The following is a 21,941-nucleotide window of genomic DNA, read 5'->3' on the forward strand; positions in this document are numbered from 1 at the left end:
CAGAGACTTGGTATTCATTTATTGTCCGAGGACGTTAAGAATCCATGTCACTTTGAGTGCCCACACAGATTGTCTGATAAATTGTTAAAGAGCAGTGCAACGCGGCTTTCGCTCACCGTTGCGAGGTCCCGTATATTACGTTTTCCTCATTCAGAGTCAAGCGATTATTTCGCGCTTTTCTCTGCCGGGTATTCATCGCTGAACCCCGCTGACCCGGCGGCTTGCGTGCCGTTGTTCCGTGTCAGTGGAGGCGCATTATAGGGAGTTCTTCGGCGCTGACAAGCGTAAAATTAAAAAAATCTATCAACCGTGTTTTTTTTCGCCAAAAGCCTCATCTTTTAGCCAGAAACGGCGCTAATTGCTGTTTTCGCCACCACAAGCCGCCTGCAGGTGGCATACTTACTGGCATCAAGATTTAAGGAATATGCTTTATGCCTTTAAGCGCGCAACAGCTGGCGGCACAAAAAAACCTTTCCTATGTGCTGGCAGAAAAACTGGCACAGCGGATCCTGGCAGGTGTTTACACGCCTGGCAGCATCCTGCCGGGTGAACTGGAACTGGGGGAACAGTTTGGCGTGAGCCGAACGGCCGTTCGTGAAGCCGTGAAAACGTTAACCGCGAAAGGGATGGTGCTGCCCCGTCCGCGCATCGGTACGCGCGTGATGCCCCAGGGCAACTGGAACTTCCTCGATCAGGAGCTGCTCTCCTGGTGGATGACGGAAGATAACTTCCAGCAGGTTATTGATCACTTCCTTGTCATGCGCAGTAGCCTGGAGCCGCAAGCCTGCCTGCTGGCCGCAACGATCGGAACGGCAGAGCAAAAAGCGCGGCTAAATACTCTGATGGATGAGATGGTGCATCTGAAAAAGCACTTTAACCGGGAACGCTGGATAGATGTGGATATGGCCTGGCACGAGCATATCTATGAGATGAGCGGTAATCCGTTCCTGACCTCTTTTGCCTCGCTCTTTCACTCTGTCTATCACACCTACTTTACCTCTATTACCCAGGATGAAGTGGTTAAGCTGGATTTACACCAGGCCATTGTCGATGCCATTCAGGACAGTGACGGGCCACGCGCCATGGCAGCCAGCCAGGCGCTGCTTGCCCCACCAGCACGGTAGCCATAACAACAGGAACTCGAATGACAGTAAAAAAAGCACGCAGTATGGCGGGCCTGCCGTGGATAGCGGCAATGGCCTTCTTTATGCAGGCCCTGGATGCGACCATCCTCAATACTGCCCTTCCCGCAATAGCCCAAAGCCTGAACCGTTCTCCGCTGGCCATGCAGTCGGCCATCATCAGTTATACCCTGACCGTTGCAATGCTGATCCCGGTGAGCGGCTGGCTGGCCGATCGCTTCGGCACCCGCCGTGTCTTTATGCTGGCGGTAACGTTATTTACGCTGGGCTCGCTGGCCTGCGCACTCTCCAGTTCTCTGGGAGAGCTGGTTGTCTTCCGGGTGATCCAGGGGATAGGCGGCGCGATGATGATGCCGGTTGCGCGCCTGGCACTGTTACGGGCCTATCCGCGCAGCGAACTGTTGCCGGTGCTTAACTTTGTCACCATGCCGGGCCTGGTCGGGCCGATCCTCGGCCCGGTGCTGGGTGGCGTGCTGGTCACCTGGGCCAGCTGGCACTGGATATTCCTCATTAATATCCCGATTGGGATCGCCGGGCTTTTCTATGCCCGTAAATTTATGCCGAACTTCACCACCCCACGGCGCAAATTCGATATGGGCGGGTTCTTCCTGTTTGGCCTGAGCCTGGTGCTCTTTTCCAGCGGTATGGAGCTGTTCGGTGAGAAAGTGGTGGCGACCTGGCTGGCTATCTCCATCATTTTCAGCGGCATCGTTCTTTTCCTTCTTTATATCCGGCATGCGCGCCGTCACCCGACGCCGCTTATTTCGCTGTCGCTGTTTAACACGCGTACCTTCTCGGTGGGTATTGCCGGCAACATCGCTTCACGGCTGGGCACCGGCTGCGTTCCCTTCCTGATGCCGCTGATGCTGCAGGTCGGGTTTGGTTACCCGGCACTGATTGCGGGCTGCATGATGGCGCCTACGGCGGTGGGCTCGATCCTTGCCAAATCCGGCGTGACGCAACTGCTGCGCCGGCTGGGCTACCGCAGGACGCTGGTTGGCGTGACGATATTTATCGGCGTGATGATTGCACAGTTCTCACTGCAGTCGGCGGCGTTGCCGGTATGGATGCTGATCCTGCCGCTGTTTGTGCTGGGGATGGCGATGTCCATCCAGTTCACGTCGATGAACACCATTACCCTTGCCGATCTCAATGACGAGAATGCCAGCGGCGGTAACAGCGTGCTGGCGGTGACGCAACAGCTGTCGATCAGTCTGGGGGTGGCGGTAAGTGCGGCAGTACTGCGTTTTTATGAAGGGTTCGACAGCACAAATACTGTCGAACAGTTTCACTCCACCTTTATCACCATGGGCGTGCTGACGGTGATTTCGGCGCTGGTCTTTATGCTGCTAAAACCGAAGGATGGTCGTAACCTTATTAAAGATCGGCACAAACCTAAACAGACCCCCGTTCCATCAGAACAGGAGTAAGCTGCAGCCGCTGTTGTTGCAGAGCGGGCTGGGCGATACGGTGGATCAGGACATCAACCGCCAGCTCGCCCAGTTCATCTTTTGGCTGATGAATGGTGGTGAGCGGCGGCGTCATATACTGCGCCAGTTCGATATCGTCATATCCCACCACGGCGATATCGTCCGGGATACGCAGTCCCGCCTGATAAAGCGCCTTGTAAGCCCCTACCGCCATCGCATCGTTACCAATAAAGACCGCCTGCGGGCGCTCCTTCTGGGCGAGTAAGGCCTGCATCGCCTCAAACCCGCCGCTAAATTCAAAGTCACCGGTGATTTGATAGCCCTCAGGCACCGGCAAACCGGCACGTGCCATCGCCACCAGAAACCCTTCCAGCCGCAGACGGGCGGGGGTTTTATCCAGCGGACCGGTAATACAGGCGATGCGGGTGTGGCCTTTATCAATCAGATGCTGCGTCGCCATGTCCCCGCCCAGCAACGAGTTATCCTGGATGAGATCGCTGGTACCGTCGAATGGCGCCCAGTCCATCATCACCGCAGGAACAGAGGGGTAGCGCTGCATAATCTCCGGGGAGGGTTGGTGCGTTTCGGTGCACAGCAATAGCAATCCGTCGACGCGCTTTTGCATCAACGTTTCCAGATTGCGGTTCATGCGCTGTTCGTCGCCTTCGGTATTGCATAACACCAGGCTGTAGCCACGCTCAAAACAGCTGCGCTCAACGCCGCGCACCAGCTCAGAGTAAAAGGGGTTGGTACTGGCCGTAATGAGCATGCCAATGGTACGCGTCTGGTTGAGTTTCAGACTGCGCGCCAGGGCGGAAGGCGCATAATTGAGGGATTTAACGGCAGCCTCGACCTTCTCCCGAATCGCGTCGCTGACGAAGCGATCGTTATTGATGACGTGGGAGACCGTCGAAGTAGAGACGCCCGCCATGCGGGCGACATCTTTCATTGTGGCCAAGCGTTACCTCTGCTGACTTAAAAATTCATCGATCTCATTACGCCATGGTACAGAAGGCTGTGCACCTGGACGGGTCACCGCAATGGCCGCCGCCGCATGGGCAAAGCGGATTGCGTCATCCAGTTGTTCGCCTTCCAGCAGCGCCGTCACTAGCGCACCATTAAAGGTGTCGCCCGCAGCGATGGTATCGACAGCTTTCACCTTAAAGCCAGGAATGCGACGCCCTTCTCCCTCAACGCTGGCCCATACGCCGCGGCTGCCAAGAGTAATGATGACCGTGCGGATGCCTTTGTCGTGCAGGGCTTTCGCCGCGCGCGCCGCATCCTCATCGTTTTCAACGCGAATGCCCGTCAGCTTTTCGGCCTCGGTTTCATTCGGGGTAATAATGTCCACCAGCGCCAGAAGCTCGTCTGATAATACACGGGCTGGCGCGGGATTTAGTACGACAGTGGTATGATTTTCATGAGCAATTTTCGCTGCCGCCAGCACGCTTTCTACCGGGGATTCCAGCTGCATCAGCAGGGCGTCGGCACCGGCGATAAGCGCATGTTGCGCCGCCACTCGCTCAGGCATCAGCGCCGCGTTTGCCCCCGCATGAATACCGATGACATTCTCACCTTCTCCGTTGACAAAAATCAGCGCCACGCCGGTTGATTCACCGTCCACCACGCTCACTGGCGCAATATCGATGTTGTCACTTTCCAGCTGCTGGCGAACGCGCTCCCCGGTATCGTCATCGCCGGTACAGGCGATAAAGGCGATCTTCGCCCCGCTACGTCCGGCGGCGACCGCCTGGTTCGCGCCCTTGCCGCCAAAGGCGACCTGGTAGCGATGACCCGTTACGGTTTCGCCCGGTGTCGGGAAAGCGTCAAGGTTAAGAATGTGATCGGCATTAATACTGCCAAGGACGACGAGCTTACCTGCGGTTTTCATAGTTGAAGTGTCCATCAGAGAGTGCCACCGGGATGCCCCGGTGGCGTATGCCACTCTTTTCTTTATATGTTGTCCCTCAGGCAGCCTGCGACTGCCTGAATCGCATATTACTGCTTGATGACCAGTTTCAGGTCAACTGGGTATTTGGCCTGAACTTTCTCGCCCTTCAGCACTTTGTCAGCAGTCTGTACGCCAGTGGCGCCGATCTGATCCGGCAGCTGAGCGATGGTCGCAGCCAGTTTGCCATCGTTTACCGCTTTTTCACCATCAGGCGTGCCGTCAAATCCAACCACCATCACATCAGATTTACCCGCAGTCTGCAGCGCACGCAGCGCGCCCAGCGCCATTTCATCGTTCTGTGCGAATACCGCTTTAACGTCCGGGTGCGCGGTCAGCAGGTTCTGCATGACGTTCAGGCCTTTAGTACGGTCGAAGTCTGCCGGCTGGCTGGCCAGTACGTTGAATTTGTGGGCAGCAACCGCCTGCTGGAAGCCTTCGCCACGCTCACGCGCTGCGGAAGTCCCGGCGATGCCCTGCAGTTCGATAACTTTAGCGCCTTCGCCCGCTTTCTTGGCGATGTAGTCACCGGCGATTTTGCCGCCCAGCACGTTATCAGAGGCAATGTGGCTCACCACGTCGCCTTTATTCGCCTGACGGTCAAGGGTGATCACCGGGATGTTAGCCTGGTTCGCCATCTTCACGGCGTTACCTACCGCATCGGAATCGGTCGGGTTGATCAGCAGAATTTTGGTGCCGCGAACGGTTAAGTCCTGCACGTTAGCCAGCTCTTTTGCCGGGTTGTTCTGGGAGTCGAGGATCACCAGGTTGTAGCCCAGTTTGTCGGCCTCTTTCTGCGCGCCATCCTTCAGGGAGACGAAGAATGGGTTATTCAGGGTAGAAACCACCAGCGCGATGGTATCTTTCGCCATGGCGTTTGCACTCACGGTTGCGCTCAGCGCGACAGCAGAAACCAGGGTAGCCAGTTTTTTCATGTTCATATCAAAGATGTCCTGTAGTGTCGTCAGTTACTGTTTTTTGTTGTCTACCAGTACCGCCAGCAAAATCACTACCGCTTTGACGATCATCTGGTAATAGGAAGAAACACCTAACAAATTCAATCCATTATTCAGGAAGCCGAGGATCAGCGCACCGATCAGCGTACCGACGATACGGCCTTTCCCCCCGGCCAGGCTGGTGCCACCCAGCACGACCGCGGCGATGGCATCCAGCTCATAGCCTGTACCGGCGGTCGGTTGCGCAGACGAGAGACGCGCCACTTCGATAATCCCTGCCAGCGAAGCCAGCAGGCCGCTCAGGGAGTAGACGATAACTTTGACTTTATTGACGCTGATACCGGACAGACGGGTCGCCGCTTCGTTACCCCCCAGGGCATAGATATAGCGGCCCAGGCGGGTGTGATGCAACATGTACCACGCCGCGAGGAAGACCAGGCCCATGATCCAGACCGGCGTCGGGATACCCAGCGGGCGGCCAATACCGAACCAGCCAAACAGATCGGCGTTATCGGTAAAGCCGGTGTTGACCGGACTGCCGTTGGTGTAAACCATGGTGACACCGCGCAGCAGCAGCATCATCACCAGGGTGGCAATAAACGCCTGAACTCGACCTTTCGCCACAATAACACCGGTAACAGCCCCAATAGCCGCACCCAGTGCCAGCGCCGCTGCAACGGCCACCAGCGCGTTGACTTCAATCCCTACAATTGAAGCAGCAACCGCGCCGGTGAGCGCCAGCAGGGAACCGACGGACAGATCGATACCCGAGGTCAGGATCACCAGCGTCATGCCCACCGCCATAATGGCGTTCACGGACGTCTGCTGGAGGATGTTGAACAGGTTATTAACGGTAAAAAAGTTCGGGCTCATGGTAGAGACAATCGCGATCAGCACCAGCAGGGCAATCAGCGATTTTTGTTCCATCAACCATGCCTTAGTGAAATAACGGCGTCCAGAAACAGCCTGGGTAGTCATCTTCTTACTCCTGATCCACGCGATTAAGCTTGCCCACAGCGGCAGCCATCAGAATTTCCTGGGTGGCCTGCTCGCGACTGAATTCACCGCCGAGATGCCCTTCATGCATGACGATAATGCGATCGCTCATGCCTAATACCTCTGGCATCTCGGAAGAGACCAGAATGATGCTTAGCCCGTCAGCCTTAAACTGGTTAATGAGCTGGTAAATCTCTTTTTTGGCGCCAACATCCACGCCGCGCGTCGGTTCATCAAGGATCAGTACCTTCGGACGGGTCATCAGACCGCGGGCAATCGCCACTTTCTGCTGATTCCCGCCGGAGAGCAGCCCGATAGCCTGTTCCATCGACGGGGTTTTAACATTAAAGAGGCGGATAAAATCGCTGACCGCCTGCTGCTCGTCTTTATGCTTCAGACCACCGCCGCTGCGGCTGAAGTAGCGTAGCGCGGTTAAGGACATGTTCTCTTTCACCGACATGCCCAGTACCAGGCCATCGCGCTTACGGTCTTCGGAGATATAGACGATACCGTTCGCCAGGCCATCCTGCGGAGAACGGGTGACAACTTCATGACCATCAAGGGTGACATAGCCGCTGGTGCGCGGGTTGGCGCCATACAGCACCTTCATCAGCTCGGTACGCCCGGCGCCCATCAGCCCGGCCACGCCGAGGATCTCCCCCTGACGCAGGGTAAAGCTGACATCATGCACCCCAGGGCCACACAGATTGTCGACCTTCAGGCGGATCTCGCCCGGCGCTTTATCGATACGTGGATACTGGTCTTCCAGCTTACGTCCCACCATCATCTCAATCAGCGTGTCTTCGTTAAGCGTCGCCACTTCACGCTCGGCAATAAACTGCCCGTCGCGGAAGACGGTCACGTCATCGCAAATCTCGAAGATCTCTTTCATGCGGTGGGAGATATAGACAATGCCGCGCCCCTGCGCTTTCAGCTCGCGGATCACGCGGAACAGGGAGTCGGTTTCGGTATCGGTGAGGGCGTCGGTGGGTTCATCCATCACGATAACGCGGGATTCGAAACTCAGGACCTTGGCGATTTCGACCATCTGCTGATCGCCGATAGAGAGTTCGCCCACCAGACGATCGCTCTTAAAGCGCAGATTCAGCTTCGCCAGCAGTTTGTCGGCTTCGGCATACATCTGCTTCCAGTCGATTTTGCCAAAGCGGTTAACAAACTCACGCCCCAGGAAGATGTTCTCCGCGATGGAGAGCTGCGGGATGAGGTTCAGCTCCTGGTGGATGATGCCGATCCCGGCTTCCTGAGAGGATTTCGGGCCATTAAAGGTGGTCTCTTTTCCCAGCCACAGCAGCGAACCGGCGTCGCGCTGATAGATACCGGTCAGCACTTTCATCATAGTGGATTTGCCAGCGCCGTTCTCACCCACCAGCGCCATCACGCGCCCGGCGTAAACATTCAGCGCGGCACCGGAGAGGGCTTTAACGCCCGGGAACGACTTATCGATCCCTTTCAGTTGCAGGAGTGCGTCCATGATGGCCTCAGAAGGTGACGCCAGCACAGAGAATGATATTCGCATACGGGGAACACTCCCCGCTGCGAATCACCGCCTGGCTGTCAGCGGTATTTTTCTTGAACTGCTCGTGCGTTATGTAGCTTATTTTTATGGTGTTTCCCTGGCATTGTTGCAGTTGCTTGATATGGCCAAGCAACGTTTCGTGGAGCTGCGGATTATGTTGTTTGATTTCCGTTGCGAGAATGGCTTCCTCAACCTGCATCTCGGTTGTCACCACATCCAGCACCTGCATAAACGTGGGTACGCCCTGCGTTAATGCCAGATCAATACGCGTTGTGCTGTGGGGAATGGGTAAACCCGCATCACAAACCACCAGCGTATCGGTATGCCCGAGACGGGAGATGACCGATGAGACTTCAGAGTTGAGTACCGTGCCTTTCTTCATTTTCTTGCTCCACTAGCGAAACGTTTCGCTGGCATCAGTTTTATCTTACCGATGCGCAGAAAACCACCATGACGTAACAGATTTGTGATCGTTGTCGAAACGTTTCGCTAAGTGAAATGGGGAGACAATTATGGCGGTCAGGGAGGAGTTTTGTAGGCCGGGTAAGCGAAGCGCCACCCGGCATTTTCAGGAGGGATTAAATCTCGACTTGCGTCCCCAGCTCAATCACGCGGTTAGGCGGGATCTCGAACTGGTCAGGCGCGCGCAGGGCGTTACGCTGGAGAATAAGATAGAGCTTGCCACGCAGGCGCAGATACCACGGGCGTTTGCCGATGATCAGCGACTCGTGGGACATAAAGAACGAGGTCTCCATCATTCGGCAGCTTAAACCCTCCAGACCGCAGCGGTGGAACACCTCTTCCACGTTCGGGGTTTCACGCCAGCCGTAGCTGGCCACCACCCGCCAGAAGGTGGGCGACAGCTGCTCTATCTGCACCCGGCGGACGTTATGCACATAGGGCGCATCCTCGGTACGCAGGGTCAACAGGATCACCCGCTCGTGCAGCACTTTGTTGTGCTTGAGGTTGTGCATCAGGGCAAACGGGATCACGTTCAACGCGCGCGACATATAGACCGCAGTGCCGGGTACGCGCACCGGCGGAGATTTCTCCAGCGAGGCAATCATCGCCTCCAGAGAGTTACCGTGTTCATGCATCCGGCGCAGCAGGCGGAAACGCTCGCTCTTCCAGGTGGTCATCACAATGAACATCACCAGACCCAGCGTCAGCGGCAGCCAGCCGCCGGAGACAATCTTGTCGAGGTTCGCGGAGAACAGCGGCACGTCAATACAGAGGAAGCCGACCAGAATCATGCCCACAAGGAATTTATTCCAGTGCCAGTTCCGGTACGCCACCGTGGTAGAGAGGATCGAGGTCAGCACCATCGTACCGGTAACGGCAATACCGTAGGCCGCCGCCAGGTTACTGGAATGCTCGAAGCTGACGATAACAATTACCACCGCGACATAAAGCAGCCAGTTAACGAAAGGAATGTAGATCTGGCCCGACTCCATCTCGGAGGTATGGATGATACGCATTGGCGACAGATAGCCCAGACGCACCGCCTGGCGGGTCAGGGAGAAGACGCCGGAAATCACCGCCTGAGAAGCAATCACCGTCGCCAGCGTCGCGAGGATCAGCATCGGCACCAGCGCCCAGTCCGGCGCCAGCAGAAAGAACGGGTTTTTAATCGCTTCCGGATGTTTGAGCAGCAGCGCCCCCTGGCCGAAGTAGTTCAGCACCAGCGATGGCAGCACCACTAAAAACCAGGCCACGCGAATAGGCAGCTTACCGAAGTGGCCCATATCGGCATAGAGCGCTTCAACCCCGGTAATAGAGAGCACCACCGCGCCCAGCGCGATAAACGACACGGTTTTGTATTCGAGGAAGAAATGCACTGCCCACATCGGATTCAGAGCATGCAGCACTTCCGGGTTAGCAATGATGCTGCGTAACCCCAGCGCCGCCAGGATCAGGAACCAGGAGAGCATAATCGGCGCAAAGAGTTTGCCCACCAGCCCGGTACCGTGTTTCTGAATCACAAACAGCAGGGTCAGAACAAGTATGGCCAGCGGGACAACCCACTCATCAAGATGCGGCGCGATAATCTCCAGCCCCTCTATCGCCGACAGCACCGAGATAGCGGGGGTGATCACCACTTCGCCATAGAAGAAGCTGCCTCCCACCAGACCGATGATGACCAGGAACGAGGTCATTCTGGCGGACGTATTGCGCCCGGCAAGCGACATCAGGGTCAGGATCCCACCTTCACCGGCGTTATCTGCACGCATCACGAAGGAGAGATATTTAACAGAAACTACCAGGATCAGCAGCCAGAAGATCAGGGACAAAAAACCAAACACAGCGTCGCGTTCAACGCCAAATCCAAACTGACCGGACAAACATTCGCGCAGCGTATAAAGCGGGCTGGTGCCGATATCACCGTAGACAACGCCGATCGCCGCGAGCGTAATTGCGGGTAATGATTGCTTATTATCAGTGCTCATAGACTAGTCTTTTCGTTTAAATAACAAATGTGTGCTTAGTCCCTTGGCCCACAAAAAGCGCACAGTATGCACGATTAATCTTAGAATCGTACCCCTAAATGCCACCTCATTAACGTAGCGCAAAGAAAATAGCACCGTGGTTCAGTCTATTACCAGCCCGGAACGAAACGTCTATACTCGCTTCAATTAGCCGGGGGTACGGCGAAAGGATGCAAAAACAATTATGGCTCACACTCATTTATTAGCAGAAAGAATTTCCCGTCTCAGCGGTGCACTGGAGAAAGGGCTTTATGAACGTAGCCACGCCATTCGCCTCTGTTTACTGGCGGCGTTGAGCGGCGAAAGCGTATTTCTGCTGGGGCCGCCCGGCATCGCAAAAAGCCTGATTGCCCGCAGGCTGAAGTTCGCTTTTCAGCACGCCAGGGCGTTTGAGTACCTGATGACCCGCTTTTCCACGCCGGAAGAGGTCTTCGGTCCGCTCTCCATTCAGGCGTTAAAAGATGAAGGGCGATACGAACGGTTAACCGCCGGCTATCTGCCGGAAGCGGAAATCGTCTTTCTTGATGAGATCTGGAAAGCCGGCCCGGCGATCCTGAATACCCTGCTTACCGCCATTAACGAACGCCGGTTCCGCAACGGCGCGCATGAGGAGAAAATCCCGATGCGCCTGTTGGTGGCAGCATCCAACGAACTGCCCGAAGCCGACAGCAGCCTCGAAGCCCTGTATGACCGTATGCTGATCCGCCTGTGGCTCGATAAGGTGCAGGACAAAGCGAACTTCCGCTCGCTGCTGACCAGCCAGCAGGATGAAAACGATAACCCGGTGCCTGCCGCATTGCAGGTGACGGACGAGGAGTATCAGCAGTGGCAGCAGGACATTGGCAAAATCACCCTGCCTGATGCGGTGTTTGATTTGGTCTTTATGCTGCGCCAGCAGCTTGATGCCCTGCCGGGGGCCCCTTACGTCTCCGATCGCCGCTGGAAGAAAGCCATCCGCCTGCTGCAGGCCAGCGCGCTGTTCAGCGGTCGCGATGCGGTGGCGCCAATCGACCTGATCCTGCTGAAGGATTGCCTCTGGCACGACGCCAGCGGCATGAATCTGATGCAGCAGCAGCTGGAAATATTGATGACCGGACACGCGTGGGGACAGCAGGAGATGTTGAACCAGCTCGGAGCCATTACCCAGCGCCGCCTTCAGCTTCAGCAGCAGCAGAGCGACAAAACCGCCCTGCGCGTTATCCGTCAGAGCGGCATGTTCGCCCGTCGCCCACACTACGAATTACCAGCCGAACTGAGTGATACCACCCTGACGCTGCTCCTCCAGCAGCCGCTCAAGCTCCACGATATGCAGGTGATTCACATCACCCTCGAGCGGGAAGCCCTGGCGCAGTGGCTGACCAAAGGCGGCGAGATCCGCGGCAAACTTAACGGCATTGGTTTCGCCCAGCCGCTCAATATGGAAGTGGACGGCAGCCTGCATCTGGTGATCCGCGACGTCAGTTTGCAGGGATCGCGCCTTGCGCTGCCCGGCACCGCGTCGGAAAGCGTGCCGGAAGAGATCAAACAGCAGCTGGAAGCGCTGGATAACCAGTGGCATCTTCAGCACACTCGCTTCAGCGAGCAGCAAAAATGTCTGTTCATTCATAGCGACTGGCTGGGGCGGATTGAAGCCAGCCTGCAGGATGTAAGCGCGCAGATCAAACAGGCGCGTCAATGCTGACGCTGGATACCCTTAACGTCATGCTTGCCGTCGGCGAGGAGGGCATGATCGAAGAGATCATCCTCACCCTGCTGGCCTCGCCGCAGCTGGCGATCTTTTTCGAAAAATTCCCGCGCCTTAAAACCGCCATCACCGACGATCTTCCTCGCTGGCGGGAAAATCTCCGCAAAAGGCTGAAAGATACCCGCGTTCCGCCGGAACTCACCGAAGAGGTGATGTGCTATCAGCAGAGCCAGTTACTCTCCACGCCCCAGCTGATCGTCCAGCTGCCGCAGATTTTAACCCTGCTGGACAAGGTTCACTCCCCATTCGCTGGCCAGGCGCGGCAGCTGGTGGTGGATAACGCCACCTTTACCCCCGCCCTGCATACCCTCTTTTTACAGCGCTGGCGGCTGAGCCTGGTGGTGCAGGCCACCTCCCTGAATCAGCAGTTACTGGAAGAGGAGCGCGAACAGCTGCTCAGCGAAGTACAGGAGCGGATGACACTGGCCGGGGCGCTGGAGCCGGTACTGGTGGAGAACGAAAATTCCGCCGGTCGCCTCTGGGATATGAGCGCCGGTCAGCTCAAGCGGGGGGATCATCAGCTTATCGTTCGCTACGGCGATTTTCTGGCACAGCAGCCGGAGCTGATGCAACTGGCGGAACAGCTGGGCCGTTCGCGGGAGGCGAAGTCGGTGCCAAAAAAGGATGCCCCGCTGGAAACCTTCCGCACCCTGGTGCGCGAACCGGCGACGGTGCCGGAGCAGGTAGACGGTCTACAGCAGAGCGATGACATTCTGCGCCTGCTGCCACCAGAGCTGGCGACCCTCGGCATCACAGAACTTGAGTACGAATTTTACCGTCGGCTGGTGGAGAAGCAGCTCCTTACTTACCGTCTGCAAGGCGATGCCTGGCGGGAGAAGGTGAGCCAGCGCCCGGCGGTACATCAGGATTTCGACGAACAGCCCCGCGGGCCATTTATCGTCTGCGTGGATACCTCCGGTTCGATGGGAGGATTCAACGAGCAGTGCGCCAAAGCCTTCTGTCTGGCCCTGATGCGCGTGGCGCTCGCCGACAGACGACGCTGCTTTATCATGCTGTTTTCCAGCGAGGTAGTGGGCTACGAACTCTCGGGCCAGCACGGTCTGGAGCAGGCGATCCGTTTCTTAAGCCAGCGCTTTCGCGGTGGTACCGATCTCGCCAGCTGTTTTCGTGCCATTATTGAGCGGATGCAGGGCGGCGAGTGGTATGACGCCGACGCGGTGGTGATTTCAGACTTTATTGCCCAGCGGCTGCCGGAAGAGGTGGTGAGTAAGGTGAAGGTACTGCAGCAGGTCCACCAGCATCGTTTTCATGCCGTGGCGATGTCCACACATGGAAAACCCGGCATCATGCGCATCTTCGATCATATCTGGCGCTTTGATACCGGGTTGCGTAGCCGCCTACTGCGGCGCTGGAAACGCTAATTACAGCAGGGCGTCGACGCTGTCACGAACCTGCTGCGGCCATACGCCACACTGCACCTGGCCGATATGGGAGAGCTGCAGCAGTAACATGGTCAGACGAGACTGGCCGATACCGCCGCCGATGGTCTGCGGCATCTCGCCACGCAGCAGCGCCTGGTGCCACTCCAGCTTAAGACGATCTTCATCGCCGGTAATAGCCAGCTGGCGCTTCAGCGCCTCGGCATCCACGCGGATCCCCATGGAAGAGAGTTCAAACGCATCTTCCAGCACCGGGTTCCAGACCAGAATATCGCCGTTCAGACCCGCCAGGCCGCTCTCGCCTTCGCTGCTCCAGTCATCATAATCCGGCGCACGTACATCGTGACGCTGACCATGAGACAGCTTGCCGCCGATCCCGATCAGGAACACGGCCCCTAACTCTTTGGCGATCGCACGTTCACGCCCTTTGGCATCCAGATCCGGGAAGCGGCTCAGCAGCTCCTGGCTGTGGACAAAGTGGATCGTCTCCGGCAGGAACGGGGTCAGACCAAACTCTTTGCTGACCGCCGCCTCGGTGGCTTTGATCCCGGCATAAATGGCTTCTACCGTCGCTTTCAGCGTACCGGTATGACGTTCGCCATCACCCATGACGCGTTCCCAGTCCCACTGGTCAACGTAAACAGAGTGAATCGCGGTAAGACGGTCTTCATCGGGGCGAAGGGCTTTCATGTGCGTGTAAAGCCCTTCGCCCGCGCTGAAGTCGTGTTGTCCCAGGGTTTGACGCTTCCACTTCGCAAGGGAATGGACCACTTCGAACTGGGCGTCTGGCAGTGTTTTCACTTTCACCTGTACCGCTTTTTCGCAACCAGACAGGTTGTCCTGCGTCCCGTCGCCCACACGGCTTAAGATCGGTGCCTGGACTTCAATAAGACCAAGCTTCTCTTCCAGCTGGCGGGAAAAGTGGGATTTAACGAAACTGATCTGGCGTTGTTGTGCGATGTAAGCGGTTTTCATTATTTATACTCCTGCGTCCTGTTGGCATTGATTAAGCAACAAAAAAGAACATCTTTCAATAATCCAACAATAAAACTCCCGACTCACTTTTAAATCGCTAAAATTACCCGCTAAAATAGAGTGATTCATTAATCTTCATAAGAAAAAGCTATGGAAAATTATCAGATCGACAATCTGGACCGCGGCATTCTCGAGGCGCTGATGGCCAATGCACGTACTGCCTACGCAGAACTGGCAAAACAGTTTGGTGTCAGCCCGGGGACCATTCACGTGCGCGTAGAGAAGATGAAACAGGCGGGGATCATTACCGGCGCCCATATTGACGTCAGTCCGAAACAGCTGGGGTATGACGTTTGCTGCTTTATCGGCATCATCCTCAAGAGCGCCAAAGACTACCCCTCGGCGCTGGCAAAGCTGAATGCGCTGGATGAAGTGACCGAGGCCTACTACACCACCGGCCACTACAGCATCTTTATTAAGGTGATGTGCCGATCGATCGACGCCCTGCAACAGGTACTTATCAACAAGATCCAAACAATCGATGAAATTCAGTCCACCGAGACGTTGATCTCCCTGCAGAACCCGATCATGCGTACCATCCGCCCGTAACAGGGCAAAATAATTACCACATTTTCCACAGGTAGATCCCAGCTCGTTCACAGCGTACAATGTCCCCCTGTTTATCTGAGCGAGCGATCAATGGCGGACATTACTCTTATTAGCGGCAGCACCCTTGGCGGTGCTGAATATGTCGCGGAACACCTGGCCGAAAAGCTGGAAGACGCAGGCTTTTCTACTGAAACGCTGCATGGACCGTTATTAGAGGATCTCCAGCTCGACGGGATCTGGCTGTTGATCACCTCCACCCATGGTGCGGGGGATCTTCCGGATAACCTTCTTCCTTTATATGAAGAGTTAAAAGAGCAGCAGCCCGACCTGTCGAACGTCCGGTTTGGTGCCATTGGTATTGGCAGCCGGGAGTACGACACCTTCTGCGGCGCCGTTGAGAAGGTCGAGACCGAACTGAAGTCCTGCGGGGCACAACAGATCGGTGAAACGCTGAAGATCAACATCCTCGATCATGATATTCCGGAAGATCCAGCCGAACTTTGGCTGGCGGAATGGAAAAATTTACTCAAAACAGATTAAAGATCGTGCGATCAGATGTGGATAACTCTGGTTAAAAGCTTGGATCAACCGGTAGTTATCCAAAGAACAACCCGTGATGACTTTTTGTGCTGTGTATAACATCGCGATCTGATCCCAGCTTATACGTCACAGGATCACCGATCATTCACAGCAAACGATCCTCTCTAAGCACATGATCTTCTTTGGGAGATCCGGCTTATCCACAGAAACCCGCGATCCTAATAAGAGATCACAATAGAACAGATCTCTAAATAAAAAGATCTTCTTTTTAATAGCCAGGATCCCAGTGCTTTCTCGAACGACTAAAGTTGAGTAGAATCCACGGCCCGGGCTTCAATCCATTTTCTTACCGCTTTACGCGAGGCAGACCACCATGTTTTATCAGGATCCTTTTGACGTCATTATCATTGGCGGGGGTCATGCAGGCACCGAGGCCGCAATGGCCGCGGCGCGAATGGGTCAGCAGACCCTGCTTTTGACACACAATATCGACACGCTAGGACAGATGTCCTGTAATCCGGCGATTGGCGGCATTGGGAAAGGACACCTGGTAAAAGAAGTGGATGCACTTGGCGGCCTGATGGCAACCGCGATCGATCATGCGGGTATCCAGTTTAGGATACTAAACGCGAGCAAAGGCCCCGCCGTTCGGGCGACCCGTGCTCAGGCGGACCGCGTGCTCTACCGCCAGGCCGTACGCACCGCGCTGGAGAATCAACCGAACCTGATGATCTTCCAGCAGGCGGTTGAGGATCTGATTGTGGAAAACGATCGTGTCGTTGGCGCCGTGACCCAGATGGGTCTGAAGTTCCGTGCCAAAGCCGTCGTGCTGACCGTCGGAACCTTCCTCGACGGCAAAATTCACATCGGACTGGATAACTACAGCGGTGGCCGTGCTGGCGATCCGCCATCCATTCCCCTTTCACGCCGTCTGCGCGAGCTGCCGCTGCGCGTCAGCCGCCTGAAAACCGGTACGCCACCGCGTATCGACGCCCGCACCATTGATTTCAGCGTGCTGGCCCAACAGCACGGCGATAACCCGATGCCGGTCTTCTCGTTCATGGGCAGCGTGGATCAACATCCGCGCCAGGTGCCGTGCTATGTCACGCACACTAACGAGAAAACCCATGACGTGATCCGCAGTAACCTCGATCGCAGCCCGATGTATGCCGGTGTGATTGAAGGGATCGGCCCACGCTACTGCCCGTCGATCGAAGACAAGGTGATGCGCTTCGCCGATCGTAACCAGCACCAGATCTTCCTGGAGCCGGAAGGGCTGACCTCCAACGAGATCTACCCGAACGGTATCTCCACCAGCCTGCCTTTCGACGTGCAGATGCAGATCGTCCGTTCCATGCAGGGGATGGAGAATGCGAAGATCGTCCGTCCGGGCTATGCCATTGAGTATGACTTCTTCGATCCGCGTGACCTGAAGCCAACCCTGGAGAGCAAATTTATCCAGGGGCTGTTCTTTGCGGGCCAGATCAACGGCACAACCGGTTACGAAGAGGCTGCCGCTCAGGGGCTGCTGGCTGGTCTGAACGCCGCGCGCTTCTCGGCCGAAAAAGAGGGCTGGGCGCCGGGGCGTTCTCAGGCTTACCTGGGCGTGCTGGTGGACGACCTCTGCACCCTCGGCACCAAAGAGCCGTACCGCATGTTTACCTCCCGCGCGGAATATCGTCTGATGCTGCGTGAAGATAACGCCGACCTGCGCCTGACCGAAATCGGTCGTGAGCTGGGGCTGGTGGATGACGCACGCTGGGCGCGCTTCAACGAGAAGCTGGAGAACATCGAGCGTGAACGTCAGCGCCTCAAATCGACCTGGGTCAACCCAACCGCCGAGTCTGTAGACGAAGTGAATGCTCACCTGTCGGCGCCGCTCTCCCGTGAAGCCAGCGGGGAAGATCTGCTCCGTCGTCCGGAGATGACCTACGAGCAGCTGATCCAGATGACGCCGTTTGCGCCGGGTCTGGAAGACGTGCAGGCCGCTGAGCAGGTCGAAATCCAGGTGAAATACGAAGGCTATATCGCTCGTCAGCAGGATGAGATCGAGAAACAGCAGCGTAACGAGAGTACGATCCTGCCCGCCACGCTGGATTACCGTCTGGTTAACGGCCTCTCCAATGAGGTGATCGCCAAGCTGAATGACCATAAGCCGTCGTCTATTGGCCAGGCATCGCGAATTTCAGGCGTCACGCCTGCGGCCATCTCCATTCTGCTGGTGTGGCTGAAAAAACAGGGTATGCTGCGCCGTAGCGCTTAATTGTAAGAACTGCCCGGTGGCGCTGCGCTTACCGGGCCTACAGAATTCCGTAGGGCGGGTTCGCGTAGCGCCACCCGCCAGCACCTATCTCAACAGGTATTCACCGTGCTCAACAAACTCACTCGTCTGCTGGAACAAGCCGGTATTTCGCTCACCGATCACCAGAAAAATCAGCTGGTGGGGTATGTCGATATGCTGCACAAATGGAACAAGGCCTATAACCTCACCTCGGTTCGCGATCCGAACGAGATGCTGATTCGTCACATCCTCGACAGCATCGTGGTAGCGCCGCATCTCAAAGGGGAGCGTTTTATCGATGTGGGAACGGGACCGGGTCTGCCGGGCATTCCGCTCTCTATCGTTCGTCCTGAGAGCCATTTCACGCTGCTGGACAGCCTGGGCAAGCGCGTACGCTTCCTGCGTCAGGTTCAGCATGAACTGAAGCTGGAAAATATTCATCCGGTGCAGAGTAGGGTAGAGGCGTTTCCCGCCGAACCGCCGTTTGATGGCGTGATCAGCCGGGCCTTTGCCTCCCTCAATGACATGATCGACTGGTGTAAGCACCTGCCTGCGGAAAATGGCCGCTTCTATGCCCTGAAAGGGGTGCTGCCGGAAGAGGAAATCGCGCAGATGCCTGAAGGTTTTGAGATGGAAGAGGCGATTAAATTGCACGTTCCCCAGTTGGAAGGCGAACGTCATCTGGTGATTGTTAAGCCAAAATCTTTTTAAAAATATAATAAAAAATGTGGAATTTGTGCTGTTCTTAGTATGTTAAAAATTACGCGTCAGGCTAAGAAGTAAACAGGGCTAATTTAACCGCTTTTTTACTGTGGATTTTCTTTGGGTTAACCTGGGCGCGTAGTTAACCCAAAAGATAATAAACACCGAAAATATCAGCTTGCTAAAAGTAGGGAAGAGTAATCAGATTGTAATGTTAAATATTTATTAAAAATGTCAATAAAAGGTTTTTGTTGTATACAGGGCTGTTTTGAGAATAGTTGCTGAAATTAATCTTTAATATCAGAAAGATGAAATATAACGTTTTACCGCTTTAATTTATTCGACCTTATCGTAAATGTCTATTTTGTGATCTCGTGCACGCTTTATCGTCAACGTTTCCGCGTTGTTTGCAGTTTTGACGCGCCATTCATTGTTTGGCGAAAAGTTAAGAAATAGCGCCGGGGAAAAATATTTAAACATTTATTCACCTTTTCGCTACTTATTGTTTGAAATCACGGGGACGCACCGTATAATTTGTCCGCTTTTTGCTGCTTGACTCTGAGCCTTAAAGAACGTTTTATACGACACGCGACATACCTCGAAGTGAGCAGGAGTAAAAACGTGATATCAGTGTCGCTCTTGAGTCGAAACGTTGCTCGTAAGCTTCTGTTCATTCAGTTTCTGGCGGTGATAGCAAGTGGATTGCTGTTCTGCCTCAAAGACCCCTTCTGGGGCATCTCTGCGGTAAGCGGAGGTTTGGCAGTGGTTGTGCCAAACATGTTGTTTATGATTTTTGCCTGGCGTCATCAGGCGCATACACCTGCCAAAGGCCGCATGGCCTGGTCCTTCGCCCTCGGCGAAGTGTGTAAGGTGTTGTTGACCTTTGCCCTCCTGGTGGTGGCGCTGGCGGTTTTTAAAGTGGTATTTTTGCCGCTGATAGTGACGTGGGTTTTGGTGCTGGTGGTACAAATTCTGGCGCCAGCTGTAATCAATAACAAAGGGTAAAAGGCATCATGGCTTCAGAAAATATGACGCCGCAGGATTACATAGGTCACCATCTGAACAACCTTCAGATCGACCTGCGTACATTCTCGCTGGTGGATCCGCATAACCCCCCAGCCACCTTCTGGACGATCAATATCGACTCCATGTTCTTCTCGGTGGTACTGGGTCTGTTGTTCCTGGCCATTTTCCGCGGCGTTGCGAAACGTGCGACCAGCGGCGTTCCAGGGAAATTCCAGACGTTCATCGAAATGATCATTGGCTTCGTTCACGGTAGCGTCAAAGACATGTATCACGGTAAGAGCAAGGTGATTGCACCGCTGGCGCTGACCGTCTTTGTCTGGGTCTTCCTGATGAACCTGATGGACCTGCTGCCGATCGACCTGCTGCCGTTTATCGGCGAGCATATCTTCGGTCTGCCTGCGCTGCGTGTGGTGCCGTCTGCTGACGTGAACATCACCCTGTCTATGGCGCTGGGCGTATTCATCCTGATTCTTTTCTACAGCATCAAAATGAAAGGTGTAGGCGGCTTCGTGAAAGAGCTTACCCTGCAGCCGTTCAACCACTGGGCGTTTATTCCGATCAACTTGATTCTGGAAGGCGTTAGCCTGCTGTCCAAACCGATTTCCCTCGGTCTGCGACTGTTCGGCAACATGTATGCGGGTGAGCTGATTTTCATTCTGATCGCGGGTCTTCTGCCGTGGTGGTCACAGTGGGTTCTGAATGTGCCGTGGGCCATTTTCCACATCCTGATCATTACGCTGCAAGCCTTTATCTTCATGGTTCTGACGATCGTCTATCTGTCGATGGCGTCTGAAGAGCACTGATTCTTTACCAACACTACTACGTTTTAACTGAAACAAACTGGAGACTGTCATGGAAAACCTGAATATGGATCTGCTGTACATGGCTGCCGCTGTGATGATGGGTCTGGCGGCTATCGGTGCTGCGATCGGTATCGGCATCCTCGGGGGTAAATTCCTGGAAGGCGCAGCGCGTCAGCCAGATCTGATTCCTCTGCTGCGTACTCAGTTCTTTATCGTTATGGGTCTGGTGGATGCTATCCCGATGATCGCTGTAGGTCTGGGTCTGTACGTGATGTTTGCTGTCGCGTAGTAAGTCGTTTAAACCCTAAGCCACAGTTGTAAATTTAAAGAGGTATTGTGCTGTGAACATGAACGCAACAATCCTCGGCCAGGCCATCGCGTTTGTTATCTTTGTCTGGTTCTGCATGAAGTATGTATGGCCGCCTTTAATGGCTGCCATCGAAAAACGTCAGAAAGAAATTTCTGACGGCCTGGCTTCTGCAGAACGCGCTAAGAAAGATTTGGACCTTGCACAGGCCAACGCGACCGACCAGCTGAAAAAAGCGAAAGCGGAAGCCCAGGTAATCATCGAGCAGGCGAACAAACGTCGTTCTCAGATCCTGGACGAAGCGAAAGCTGAAGCAGAACAGGAACGTACTAAAATCGTGACACAAGCGCAGGCAGAAATTGATGCCGAGCGTAAACGTGCCCGCGAAGAGCTGCGTAAGCAGGTCGCGATTCTGGCTGTTGCTGGCGCCGAGAAGATCATCGAACGTTCCGTGGATGAAGCTGCTAACAGCGACATCGTGGACAAACTTGTCGCTGAACTGTAAGGAGGGAGGGGCTGATGTCTGAATTTGTTACGGTAGCTCGCCCCTACGCCAAAGCAGCTTTTGACTTTGCTATCGAACACCAAAATGTCGATCGCTGGCAGAACATGCTGGCGTTTGCCGCTGAGGTAACGAAAAACGAACATATGGCTGAGATGCTTTCTGGCGCCCTGGCGCCTGAAACGCTCGCCGATTCGTTCATCGCCATTTGCGGTGAGCAGCTGGACGCCAACGGCCAGAACCTGATTCGGGTAATGGCAGAAAATGGTCGTCTGAAAGCGCTCCCGGATGTTCTCGAGCAGTTTGAGCACCTGCGTGCCCTCAGTGAAGCCACTGTTGAAGTTCAAGTAACTTCTGCGACTGAACTGAGTAACGAACAGCTTGCGAAAATCACCGCCGCGATGGAAAAACGTCTGTCACGCAAAGTGAAGCTGAATTGCAATATCGATAAGTCTGTAATGGCAGGCGTAATCATCCGTGCGGGTGATATGGTCATTGATGGCAGCGTACGCGGCCGTCTTGAGCGCCTTGCAGACGTCTTGCAGTCTTAAGGGGAC

At 55.2% G+C, this 21,941-nt stretch carries 21 protein-coding genes; 13 read left to right on the top strand and 8 right to left on the bottom strand.

Annotated features, from left to right (window positions below; translation table 11 throughout):
- Nucleotides 1-431 precede the first annotated feature (431 nt).
- Both C3406_RS18425 and mdtD read left to right on the top strand, forming a co-directional pair.
- Nucleotides 432-1,124: a FadR/GntR family transcriptional regulator gene (locus tag C3406_RS18425; RefSeq protein ID WP_103824219.1), complete on the top strand. Its 693-nt coding sequence runs from the start codon at nt 432-434 to the stop codon at nt 1,122-1,124.
- Between the two features lie 20 nt (nt 1,125-1,144).
- Nucleotides 1,145-2,572 (top strand): multidrug transporter subunit MdtD, encoded by a 1,428-nt coding sequence (gene mdtD, locus C3406_RS18430; protein WP_103824220.1) that lies wholly within the window; start codon nt 1,145-1,147, stop codon nt 2,570-2,572.
- On the opposite strand, the gene rbsR is transcribed toward mdtD, so the two are convergent.
- The 7 genes from rbsR to kup form a co-directional block, all read right to left on the bottom strand.
- Entirely contained in the window at nt 2,538-3,530 is a 993-nt protein-coding gene (gene rbsR / locus C3406_RS18435) for a ribose operon transcriptional repressor RbsR (RefSeq protein WP_103824221.1), read from the bottom strand. The genes mdtD and rbsR overlap by 35 nt on opposite strands.
- A 3-nt stretch (nt 3,531-3,533) precedes the next feature.
- On the bottom strand, nt 3,534-4,463 hold the full coding sequence (gene rbsK / locus C3406_RS18440) for a ribokinase (RefSeq protein ID WP_103824222.1): 930 nt from the start codon (nt 4,461-4,463) through the stop codon (nt 3,534-3,536).
- Between the two features lie 107 nt (nt 4,464-4,570).
- A complete protein-coding gene (rbsB, locus tag C3406_RS18445) occupies nt 4,571-5,461 on the bottom strand; it encodes a ribose ABC transporter substrate-binding protein RbsB (protein WP_103824223.1) in 891 nt (296 codons plus the stop codon).
- Between the two features lie 27 nt (nt 5,462-5,488).
- Nucleotides 5,489-6,454, bottom strand: coding sequence for a ribose ABC transporter permease (gene rbsC / locus C3406_RS18450; RefSeq protein WP_103177595.1), 966 nt, complete (start codon nt 6,452-6,454; stop codon nt 5,489-5,491).
- Nucleotides 6,455-6,458: 4 nt separating this feature from the next.
- Nucleotides 6,459-7,964 (bottom strand): ribose ABC transporter ATP-binding protein RbsA, encoded by a 1,506-nt coding sequence (rbsA, locus tag C3406_RS18455; protein WP_103824224.1) that lies wholly within the window; start codon nt 7,962-7,964, stop codon nt 6,459-6,461.
- 7 nt (nt 7,965-7,971) lie between these two features.
- Nucleotides 7,972-8,391: a D-ribose pyranase gene (gene rbsD, locus C3406_RS18460; RefSeq protein ID WP_103824225.1), complete on the bottom strand. Its 420-nt coding sequence runs from the start codon at nt 8,389-8,391 to the stop codon at nt 7,972-7,974.
- Nucleotides 8,392-8,587: 196 nt separating this feature from the next.
- Nucleotides 8,588-10,456, bottom strand: a complete 1,869-nt coding sequence (kup, locus tag C3406_RS18465) for a low affinity potassium transporter Kup (RefSeq protein WP_103177598.1) — start codon at nt 10,454-10,456, stop codon at nt 8,588-8,590.
- A 223-nt stretch (nt 10,457-10,679) separates the two neighbouring features.
- On the opposite strand from kup, the gene ravA reads away from it, so the two are divergent.
- On the top strand, nt 10,680-12,176 hold the full coding sequence (gene ravA, locus C3406_RS18470) for an ATPase RavA (RefSeq protein ID WP_103824226.1): 1,497 nt from the start codon (nt 10,680-10,682) through the stop codon (nt 12,174-12,176).
- Complete coding sequence (viaA, locus tag C3406_RS18475) at nt 12,170-13,621, top strand: ATPase RavA stimulator ViaA (RefSeq protein ID WP_103824227.1); 1,452 nt, start codon at nt 12,170-12,172, stop codon at nt 13,619-13,621. Before ravA ends, viaA begins: the two co-directional genes overlap by 7 nt.
- Here the strand turns inward: viaA and asnA are convergent, their stop codons facing one another.
- Nucleotides 13,622-14,614, bottom strand: coding sequence for an aspartate--ammonia ligase (asnA, locus tag C3406_RS18480; RefSeq protein WP_103824228.1), 993 nt, complete (start codon nt 14,612-14,614; stop codon nt 13,622-13,624).
- Between the two features lie 150 nt (nt 14,615-14,764).
- On the opposite strand from asnA, the gene asnC reads away from it, so the two are divergent.
- The 9 genes from asnC (at nt 14,765) to atpH (ending at nt 21,935) form a co-directional block, all read left to right on the top strand.
- The gene (gene asnC, locus C3406_RS18485) at nt 14,765-15,223 is read left to right on the top strand and encodes a transcriptional regulator AsnC (protein ID WP_032615488.1); all 459 of its coding nucleotides are present in this window, start codon (nt 14,765-14,767) and stop codon (nt 15,221-15,223) included.
- 90 nt (nt 15,224-15,313) lie between these two features.
- On the top strand, nt 15,314-15,763 hold the full coding sequence (mioC, locus tag C3406_RS18490) for an FMN-binding protein MioC (protein ID WP_103824229.1): 450 nt from the start codon (nt 15,314-15,316) through the stop codon (nt 15,761-15,763).
- A 373-nt stretch (nt 15,764-16,136) separates the two neighbouring features.
- Nucleotides 16,137-18,026 (top strand): tRNA uridine-5-carboxymethylaminomethyl(34) synthesis enzyme MnmG, encoded by a 1,890-nt coding sequence (mnmG, locus tag C3406_RS18495; protein WP_103824230.1) that lies wholly within the window; start codon nt 16,137-16,139, stop codon nt 18,024-18,026.
- A 105-nt stretch (nt 18,027-18,131) separates the two neighbouring features.
- A complete protein-coding gene (gene rsmG, locus C3406_RS18500) occupies nt 18,132-18,755 on the top strand; it encodes a 16S rRNA (guanine(527)-N(7))-methyltransferase RsmG (protein ID WP_103824231.1) in 624 nt (207 codons plus the stop codon).
- A 615-nt stretch (nt 18,756-19,370) separates the two neighbouring features.
- Nucleotides 19,371-19,751, top strand: a complete 381-nt coding sequence (atpI, locus tag C3406_RS18505) for a F0F1 ATP synthase subunit I (RefSeq protein ID WP_103824374.1) — start codon at nt 19,371-19,373, stop codon at nt 19,749-19,751.
- An 8-nt stretch (nt 19,752-19,759) separates the two neighbouring features.
- Nucleotides 19,760-20,575: a F0F1 ATP synthase subunit A gene (gene atpB, locus C3406_RS18510; RefSeq protein ID WP_040077702.1), complete on the top strand. Its 816-nt coding sequence runs from the start codon at nt 19,760-19,762 to the stop codon at nt 20,573-20,575.
- Between the two features lie 49 nt (nt 20,576-20,624).
- Entirely contained in the window at nt 20,625-20,864 is a 240-nt protein-coding gene (atpE, locus tag C3406_RS18515) for a F0F1 ATP synthase subunit C (RefSeq protein ID WP_000429386.1), read from the top strand.
- A 52-nt stretch (nt 20,865-20,916) separates the two neighbouring features.
- On the top strand, nt 20,917-21,387 hold the full coding sequence (gene atpF / locus C3406_RS18520) for a F0F1 ATP synthase subunit B (RefSeq protein ID WP_032615498.1): 471 nt from the start codon (nt 20,917-20,919) through the stop codon (nt 21,385-21,387).
- A 14-nt stretch (nt 21,388-21,401) separates the two neighbouring features.
- Nucleotides 21,402-21,935 carry a F0F1 ATP synthase subunit delta gene (atpH, locus tag C3406_RS18525; protein WP_103824232.1) on the top strand — a complete coding sequence of 178 codons (534 nt, stop codon included), beginning with the start codon at nt 21,402-21,404 and terminating at the stop codon, nt 21,933-21,935.
- Nucleotides 21,936-21,941 lie beyond the last annotated feature (6 nt).

Source organism: Leclercia sp. LSNIH8, assembly GCF_002920195.1.
Lineage (GTDB): Bacteria > Pseudomonadota > Gammaproteobacteria > Enterobacterales > Enterobacteriaceae > Enterobacter.

Coding starts and splice junctions, on each gene's coding strand:
- atpH (WP_103824232.1), top strand. CDS start 21,402: ATGTCTGAATTTGTTACGGTAGCTCGCCCCTACGCCAAAGCAGCTTTT.
- ravA (WP_103824226.1), top strand. CDS start 10,680: ATGGCTCACACTCATTTATTAGCAGAAAGAATTTCCCGTCTCAGCGGT.
- rbsK (WP_103824222.1), bottom strand. CDS start 4,463: ATGAAAACCGCAGGTAAGCTCGTCGTCCTTGGCAGTATTAATGCCGAT.
- mdtD (WP_103824220.1), top strand. CDS start 1,145: ATGACAGTAAAAAAAGCACGCAGTATGGCGGGCCTGCCGTGGATAGCG.
- kup (WP_103177598.1), bottom strand. CDS start 10,456: ATGAGCACTGATAATAAGCAATCATTACCCGCAATTACGCTCGCGGCG.
- C3406_RS18425 (WP_103824219.1), top strand. CDS start 432: ATGCCTTTAAGCGCGCAACAGCTGGCGGCACAAAAAAACCTTTCCTAT.
- rbsD (WP_103824225.1), bottom strand. CDS start 8,391: ATGAAGAAAGGCACGGTACTCAACTCTGAAGTCTCATCGGTCATCTCC.
- rbsA (WP_103824224.1), bottom strand. CDS start 7,964: ATGGACGCACTCCTGCAACTGAAAGGGATCGATAAGTCGTTCCCGGGC.
- atpB (WP_040077702.1), top strand. CDS start 19,760: ATGGCTTCAGAAAATATGACGCCGCAGGATTACATAGGTCACCATCTG.
- mioC (WP_103824229.1), top strand. CDS start 15,314: ATGGCGGACATTACTCTTATTAGCGGCAGCACCCTTGGCGGTGCTGAA.
- rbsC (WP_103177595.1), bottom strand. CDS start 6,454: ATGACTACCCAGGCTGTTTCTGGACGCCGTTATTTCACTAAGGCATGG.
- asnC (WP_032615488.1), top strand. CDS start 14,765: ATGGAAAATTATCAGATCGACAATCTGGACCGCGGCATTCTCGAGGCG.
- asnA (WP_103824228.1), bottom strand. CDS start 14,614: ATGAAAACCGCTTACATCGCACAACAACGCCAGATCAGTTTCGTTAAA.
- viaA (WP_103824227.1), top strand. CDS start 12,170: ATGCTGACGCTGGATACCCTTAACGTCATGCTTGCCGTCGGCGAGGAG.
- rbsB (WP_103824223.1), bottom strand. CDS start 5,461: ATGAACATGAAAAAACTGGCTACCCTGGTTTCTGCTGTCGCGCTGAGC.
- atpE (WP_000429386.1), top strand. CDS start 20,625: ATGGAAAACCTGAATATGGATCTGCTGTACATGGCTGCCGCTGTGATG.
- mnmG (WP_103824230.1), top strand. CDS start 16,137: ATGTTTTATCAGGATCCTTTTGACGTCATTATCATTGGCGGGGGTCAT.